General features: G+C 67.1%; 7 protein-coding genes. 4 read left to right on the top strand and 3 right to left on the bottom strand.

Annotated features, from left to right (window positions below):
• Positions 1–88 precede the first annotated feature (88 nt).
• Positions 89–1,360 (top strand): methyltransferase family protein, encoded by a 1,272-nt coding sequence (locus SB4_RS17830; RefSeq protein WP_241488683.1) that lies wholly within the window; start codon positions 89–91, stop codon positions 1,358–1,360.
• A gap of 51 nt (positions 1,361–1,411) precedes the next feature.
• On the opposite strand, the gene SB4_RS17835 is transcribed toward SB4_RS17830, so the two are convergent.
• Both SB4_RS17835 and SB4_RS17840 read right to left on the bottom strand, forming a co-directional pair.
• A complete protein-coding gene (locus SB4_RS17835; RefSeq protein ID WP_058753652.1) occupies positions 1,412–2,785 on the bottom strand; it encodes a glutamate--cysteine ligase in 1,374 nt (457 codons plus the stop codon).
• A gap of 45 nt (positions 2,786–2,830) precedes the next feature.
• A complete protein-coding gene (locus SB4_RS17840; protein ID WP_058753653.1) occupies positions 2,831–3,574 on the bottom strand; it encodes a 16S rRNA (uracil(1498)-N(3))-methyltransferase in 744 nt (247 codons plus the stop codon).
• A gap of 77 nt (positions 3,575–3,651) precedes the next feature.
• Here SB4_RS17840 and ppk2 point away from each other — a divergent pair, with 77 nt between their 5' ends.
• Both ppk2 and SB4_RS17850 read left to right on the top strand, forming a co-directional pair.
• Positions 3,652–4,407 (top strand): polyphosphate kinase 2, encoded by a 756-nt coding sequence (gene ppk2, locus SB4_RS17845; protein ID WP_153006319.1) that lies wholly within the window; start codon positions 3,652–3,654, stop codon positions 4,405–4,407.
• A gap of 90 nt (positions 4,408–4,497) precedes the next feature.
• A complete protein-coding gene (locus SB4_RS17850) occupies positions 4,498–5,508 on the top strand; it encodes a glycosyltransferase family 2 protein (RefSeq protein WP_058753657.1) in 1,011 nt (336 codons plus the stop codon).
• Here SB4_RS17850 and SB4_RS20135 read toward each other — a convergent pair.
• Positions 5,505–5,726 carry a hypothetical protein gene (locus SB4_RS20135; RefSeq protein WP_193753874.1) on the bottom strand — a complete coding sequence of 74 codons (222 nt, stop codon included), beginning with the start codon at positions 5,724–5,726 and terminating at the stop codon, positions 5,505–5,507. The two genes, SB4_RS17850 and SB4_RS20135, sit on opposite strands and share 4 nt — an antisense overlap.
• Before the next feature lie 12 nt (positions 5,727–5,738).
• On the opposite strand from SB4_RS20135, the gene ubiA reads away from it, so the two are divergent.
• Positions 5,739–6,647 (top strand): 4-hydroxybenzoate octaprenyltransferase, encoded by a 909-nt coding sequence (gene ubiA / locus SB4_RS17855; protein WP_058753655.1) that lies wholly within the window; start codon positions 5,739–5,741, stop codon positions 6,645–6,647.
• Positions 6,648–6,758: the final 111 nt, after the last annotated feature.

The following is a 6,758-nucleotide window of genomic DNA, read 5'->3' on the forward strand; positions in this document are numbered from 1 at the left end:
CTTCGCGGCGGTCCCCCTCCCCGTACCGGGGAGGATTGGTCGCTCTCCTAACGCCTTGCTTACCGAAATGCGCTAAGGCCCGCAGTCCATGGCCGATCTTCCGCCCCGCTCCCCGCACCCACCACGCCCCGCCTCTGCCGTCAGTCACAGCGTCGGGCTGGTCGGCATCATGGGATCGCTGAGCTGGATCGCCTTTGCGTGGTGGCGGCATCTCGACGGGCCCTATGCGGCGCTCGTCCATCTGCTGTGCGCGGGGGTGCCTATGTTGCTCTGGTCGATTCTGGTCGACAAGGTGCATCGCCATAAGTCGACCGGCATCGATTGGTCCCATCCCCGGCCCGCGCACGAGACGCTGGACATCAGCCTGACCAAGCTGGTCGGGTATTGGGCGACCTTTGCGGGGATCGCGCTGATCTTCGCGACCGGACGATTCTATTGGCAGGGCATCTTCCTGTTCGCCATGCAGTGCCTGGGCTGGATCGCACCCTTATTATTTCTGCTCTCCATTCCCTATGTGATCTGGCTGGACCGGCGGCTGGTCGAGCCGCGGGACGGCGCGTGGATGCTGGGCGCTTGGCTGACCGGGCAGAAGGGTGTCGAGGCCGAGGCGATCTATGCGCACCTGCGCGCCTGGGCGGTGAAGGCGTTCTTCCTGCCCTTCATGCTGGGGGTGGTGCCCGGCGGGTTCGGGGCGTTCGTGCGTGGTGACCTGTCGGTGGTGCTGCACGATCCGGTCGCGCTGGCCAACTGGCTGATCACCCTGATGTTCCTGATCGACGTCGCCTTTGCGACGCTCGGCTATATGCTGACCCTGAGACCGCTCGATGCGCATATCCGCTCGGCGAACCCTTATGCGGCGGCCTGGGCGGCGGCGCTGATCTGCTATCCGCCGACGATCCTGATGGGCGACAACGGCCCGCTCAACTACCGGCCGGGGACGGCGGAGTGGAGCTATTGGTTTGCGGGGCATCCCGTCATCCTGGCGGGAATCGGCGTGGTGCTGGTCGGGCTGACCGCCATCTATGCCTGGTCGACGGTGGCGTTCGGCGTCCGCTTTTCCAACCTGACGCACCGGGGCATCCTGACCCACGGACCTTATGCGGTGTCGCGGCATCCGGCCTATCTGTCGAAGAACATCTTCTGGTGGATCGCGACGATCCCGATCCTGTCGACCGGGACCTGGGTGGATGCGGCGCGCAGCACCCTGCTGCTGGGCGTGGTCAGCGGGATTTACTACTGGCGAGCCCGGACCGAGGAGCGGCATCTGTCGGCCGATCCAGCCTATCGGGATTATTATGACTGGATGGAGCGGTACGGGGTCGTACCGCGGTTCTTCCGCTGGATTTTAGGTCGGAAGTAATCCCCTTGGGCTTCGCTTCGTCCAAACGAAGTCGAAAGGATCACCCCCGCGTCAGAAGCTCGCCTCGCCATAGACCCGCGAGATATCGCCGCCCCACTCGCCATGATAGCGGTCGAGCAGGACCTGCGCGGGCACCTTGCCCGAGCGCACGATCTCGCGCAGCGGGTCGAGGAAGCCGGTCTCGTTATCCCCCGCCCCGTTGAGCCGCGCGCGGGCCGCCAGTCCGGCGTGGGCGATATCGAGCACCTCGCCCGCAATGTCGCGCAGACGCCCGCCACCCGGCAGCGGCGCATCCAGCGCCAGTTCTGGCACCGAGTCGCGCAGCGCTTGCCGTTCATCGAGCGACCAGCCCTTGACCAGATCCCAGGCCGCATCCAGCGCCGCGTCATCATAGAGTAGCCCAACCCAGAGCGCGGGCAGCGCACAGATGCGATTCCATGGGCCGCCATCGGCCCCGCGCATCTCCAGGAACGTCTTCAGCCGCACCTCGGGGAAGGCGGTCGAAAGGTGATCGTTCCAGTCGTCGATCGTCGGAAGCTCGCCCGGCAGGACCGACAGCTCGCCCTTGAGGAAGTCGCGGAAGGACAGCCCAGCCGCGTCGATATATTTGCCGTCGCGATAGACGAAGTACATCGGCACATCGAGCGCATAGTCGGCGTAACGCTCGTACCCGAAGCCGTCCTCGAACACGAAGGGCAACATGCCGGTGCGCGCGGGGTCGGTGTCCGACCAGATATGGCTGCGGAAGGAGAGCTTGCCGTTGGGCTTGCCTTCGGTGAAGGGCGAGTTGGCGAACAGCGCGGTCGCCAGCGGCTGGAGCGCCAAGCCGACCCGGAACTTCTTCACCATGTCCGCCTCGGACGCGTAATCCAGATTCACCTGGATCGTGGAGGTCCGCAGCATCATGTCGAGGCCGAGCGACCCGACACGCGGCATATGGCGCAACATGATCGCATAGCGCCCCTTGGGCATAATCGGCAGCTCGGCGCGGGTCTTGTCGGGCCACATGCCCAGGCCCAGGAAACCGACGCCCAGTTTGTCGCCCGCCGCCTTCACCTGTTGCAGATGACGGCCCGTCTCGGCACAGGTCTGGTGCAGATTGTCGAGCGGCGCGCCCGACAGCTCGAACTGACCGGCGGGCTCCAGGCTGATCGAGCCGTCCGCGCCGGTCAGCGCGATGACGTTGCCGCCCTCCATGACCGGCGCCCAGCCATATTGCTCCAGTTCGCCCAGCAGCGCGCGAATGCCCGAGGCTTCGTCATAGGACGGCGCATGATGGTCGCCCAGCGCATAGACGAACTTCTCGTGCTCCGTGCCGATCCGCCAGCGGTCGCTAGGCTTTTCGCCGCGCGCGAAGCTCGCGATCAGCTGGTCGCGCGACTCGATGATGGCGCCCTTGGCAAGGCTCTCGGACTTGGTGCTCATGAACCGCGCCTTACGCGCGCGGAAGCGTCCGCGCCATAGGGTGAATCAACGCCAGTCGCCCGCCGCCGCCATCCACAGCGACACCGCCGCCGCCGCCGCCGTATCGGCGCGCAGGATGCGGGGGCCCAGGCCGATGCCGATGGCGGACGGGTGCGCACGGATCGCCTCGCGTTCTTCGGCATCAAAGCCCCCTTCCGGGCCGATCAGGATCGCTGCCGGCCCCTTATGTGCGCGCATCGCCTCCAGCGCGGGCACGCCGCCGGTCTCGTCGGCGAAGAACAGCGCACGCCCCTCGGGCCAGTCGCGCAGGCATGCCGCCAGCTTCACCGGCTCGGCCACCTCCGGCAAAGCCGTGCGGCCGCACTGCTCGGCGGCTTCGATCATGTGTGCACGCAGGCGTTCGGTATTGGGCTTGTCGACGACGGTACGACGGGTGACGACGGGCACCAGACGCGCGACGCCCAGCTCGCACGCCTTTTCCGCCAGCCAGTCGACCCGACCCTTCTTCAGCGGCGCGGCGCACAGCCACAGATCGGGCACCGCCTCCCGCTCGCGAAGCAGGGTCGTCACGTCGAGCGTCAGGTCGCGCTTGCCGACCGAGGCGGCAACGCCCAGCCATTCGCCGCTGCGGTCGTCGAACAGCTTGACCGGATCGCCGACCTTGGTGCGCATCACCGACACCAGATAATGCGCCGCCGGACCGTCGATGCGGATCGGCCCTTCGGCCAAAGGCTGGTCGACGAACAGGCGGGGGGTGGATTGCGGCGGCCAGGCGGGGGTAGCGGGCATGGGCCTCGCTTACACGGGTCGCGCGGCGCTTGCCACTTTTGCGATTTCGGGCGTTCCTTCGCGTAAAGGAGGTGACGATGGCGAAACATTATCAGGAAGAACTGGAGGCGCTGCAGCTCGCGCTGGTCCGCACGCAGATGGCGATGGCGGGATCGGACGAGCGCGTCGTCATCGTGCTGGAGGGCCGCGACGGGGCGGGCAAGGACGGGACGATCAAGCGCATCACCGAGCATCTCTCGGTCCGCGCCACCCGCGTGGTCGCGCTGCCCAAGCCGTCCGACCGCGAACGCACGCAATGGTATTTTCAGCGTTACGCCACGCACCTGCCCGCCGCTGGCGAGATCGTGATCTTCAACCGCAGCTGGTACAACCGGGCAGGCGTGGAAGTGGTGATGGGCTTCTCCACCGCCACCGAACAGGAAGCGTTCCTGCGCGACGCCCCCGATTTCGAACGGATGCTGGTCGAGAGCGGCATCAGGCTGGTCAAGATCTGGCTCGACATCACCAAGAAGGAACAGGAAAAGCGGCTGGAGGCGCGGCGCACCGATCCGCTGAAGGCGCTGAAGGTGTCGGACATGGACAAGGTCGCACAGGCCAAATGGGCCGAATATTCGGCGGCGCGCGATACCATGCTGACCCGCACCCACACCCCCTTTGCGCCGTGGCATATCGTGCGCGCCGACGACAAGAAGGATGCGCGAATCGCGATCATTCGCCACATCCTGCACGCCATCGCGCCCGCCACCATCGCCGATTCGGTCGACGCGCCCGATCCTAAACTGCTCTTTCCGTTCGAGATGGCGGCGCTGGAGGATGGACGGCTGGCAAAATAGTCCGGCGTTCAGACTTTCCTAACCATGGTGCGCTTTAACGCAGGGGGCCAGTGCATCCGGTGCTGGCCCCCAAAAGTGAAAGTCGCGCGCGTGACCCGCAATGCCATCGAGATCGCCGCTGTGCTGATCGTCCGTAACGAAGAGCGCTGCATCTCGCGCTGCCTGACCAGCGTCGCGCCCTGGGTCGATCGGATAGTCATGCTCGATACCGGATCGACCGATGACACGGTCGCTATCGCTCAGGGCTTGGGCGCGGAGGTTCATCACCTCCCCTGGCCCGATAGTTTCGCCGAGGCGCGCAACCATGCGTTGGCGCTGGCCGATGCCGACTGGAACCTCATCATCGACGCCGATGAATGGATCATCGACGGCGGCGAAGGTCTTCGCGACTGGTGCGAGTCGGCGACCGACCGGCTGGGCTGCCCGTGCATCCATAACGAGGCGGAGGGCGCGACCGTCCAGCGGAGCTGGATGACCCGCGTGATTCCGCGCGGCGTCCTTTACGCAGGGCGGGTGCGCGAGCAGGTCGTCTCGGTCCTGCCCCGCTACCGCGTTGCGCTCGATATCGGGCATGACGGCGATCTGGCGCCGCAGCTGGAGCGGAAGAAGGATCGCTACGCCCCGCTGCTGCTCGCCGATCTCGCCGACCAGCCGGAGAGCCCGTACTTGCTCTATCAGGTCGCAAAGGACGCGCAGATGCGTGGCGACCATGTGTCGGCGTGCGATTATTATGCCCAGGCGCTGGACACCACACCGTCGGAGGCGAATTGGCGGCACGATCTGGTCATCAACGCGCTCAACCAGTTCGTCAGAAGCGGCCATCTGCAAGCCGCGCTGACCATCGCGGACACCGAAATGTCGCACTGGGCGCGGTCCCCCGATTTCTATTTCGTGATGGGCGACCTGTTCCTGGAAGCCGCCACGGCCGAGCCGCAGCGCGCGCTCGACCATTGGTTGCCGCTGGCCGAGAGCGCGTGGGAACGCTGCCTGTCCATCGGCGAACGCCCCGATCTGGAGGGCAGCGTCGCCGGGCGCGGCAGCCATCTGGCCCAGCATAATCTGGATGTCCTCCGCTCGCAGCGGGCGACGCTGGCCGCCTAACGGCGGCGGCGGATCAGCCACCAGCCCAGACCGATCGCCAGCGCGGCGCCCAGCACCACGCCGCCGACCATCCCGGCCACGCGCAGGATCGCCCAGAACAGCGCCTCGACGAAACGGCCGACCGCGACCGACAGGCCGATCATCAAACAGGGGGCAGCGGGAGGATCACGCCCCGACGATAGCCGCGAACGGGCTTGCGCGCCACGCCCCGCCCCCATAGGCCACGCGCCATGACGATCGAGATCGTGCCCGATAGCGAGCATAAGGGACTGGTGGGGCGTTTGCCACCCCGGCTGCGCGGCCTGGCCCTGCTGGCGCGGTTCGACCGGCCGATCGGCTGGTGGCTGCTCTTCTGGCCGGGTGTCTGGGCCATCGCACTGGCAGGGGGCGTGCCGGAGCGCTGGGCACTGGTGCTGTGGTTCCTGCTCGGCTCGATCGCGATGCGGGGGGCGGGATGCGTGCTCAACGATATCGTCGACCGCGATCTGGACGCTCAGGTCGCCCGCACCCGCGCGCGGCCGATCCCCTCCGGCCTGGTGTCGGTGAAGCTGGCGGCGATCTGGCTGGTCGCGCTGTGCCTGATCGGTCTGATCGTGCTGGTGCAGTTGCGTCCGCTGGCCGCGATCGTCGCGCTCGCCAGCCTCGCGCCGGTTGCCGCCTATCCCTTCATGAAGCGGATCACCTGGTGGCCGCAGGCGTGGCTGGGCCTGGTGTTCAGCTGGGCCGCGCTGGTCGGCTGGGCCGAGGTGGCGGGAACGCTCTCCGCGCCGCTCTGGCTGCTCTATGCCGGGTCGATCGCCTGGGTGATCGGGTATGACACCATCTATGCGCTGCAGGACCGCGAGGACGATGCGATGATCGGCGTCCGCTCCTCCGCGCTGCGCATGGGGGCCTATGTGAAGCCGGGCGTGGGGGCGTTCTATGCGGTGGCGCTGCTGTGCTGGGCGGGGGCGATCTGGCTGGTGCGACCGGACGTGCTGGCGGTCGCGGCCCTGGTGCCGGTTGCGCTGCATCTGGCTTGGCAGGTGGTGACGTTGCAACCCGACGACGGCGCGGGTGCGCTGTACCGGTTCCGGTCGAACCGCTTTGCCGGATTGCTAATGGCGCTGGCGTGCATGGTGGTGGGCAGCAGCCTCTAATCCTCCCCGCTCGCGGGGAGGTGGCAGCGCGTCAGCGCTGACGGAGGGGGGCGTCCACAAGGGGCGTCCTATGGGGCGATCCCCCTCCCCCACCGCTTCGCGGCGGTCCCC

The sequence above is a fragment of the Sphingomonas sanguinis genome (genome assembly GCF_001476905.1).
Taxonomy (GTDB): Bacteria; Pseudomonadota; Alphaproteobacteria; order Sphingomonadales; family Sphingomonadaceae; genus Sphingomonas; species Sphingomonas sanguinis_B.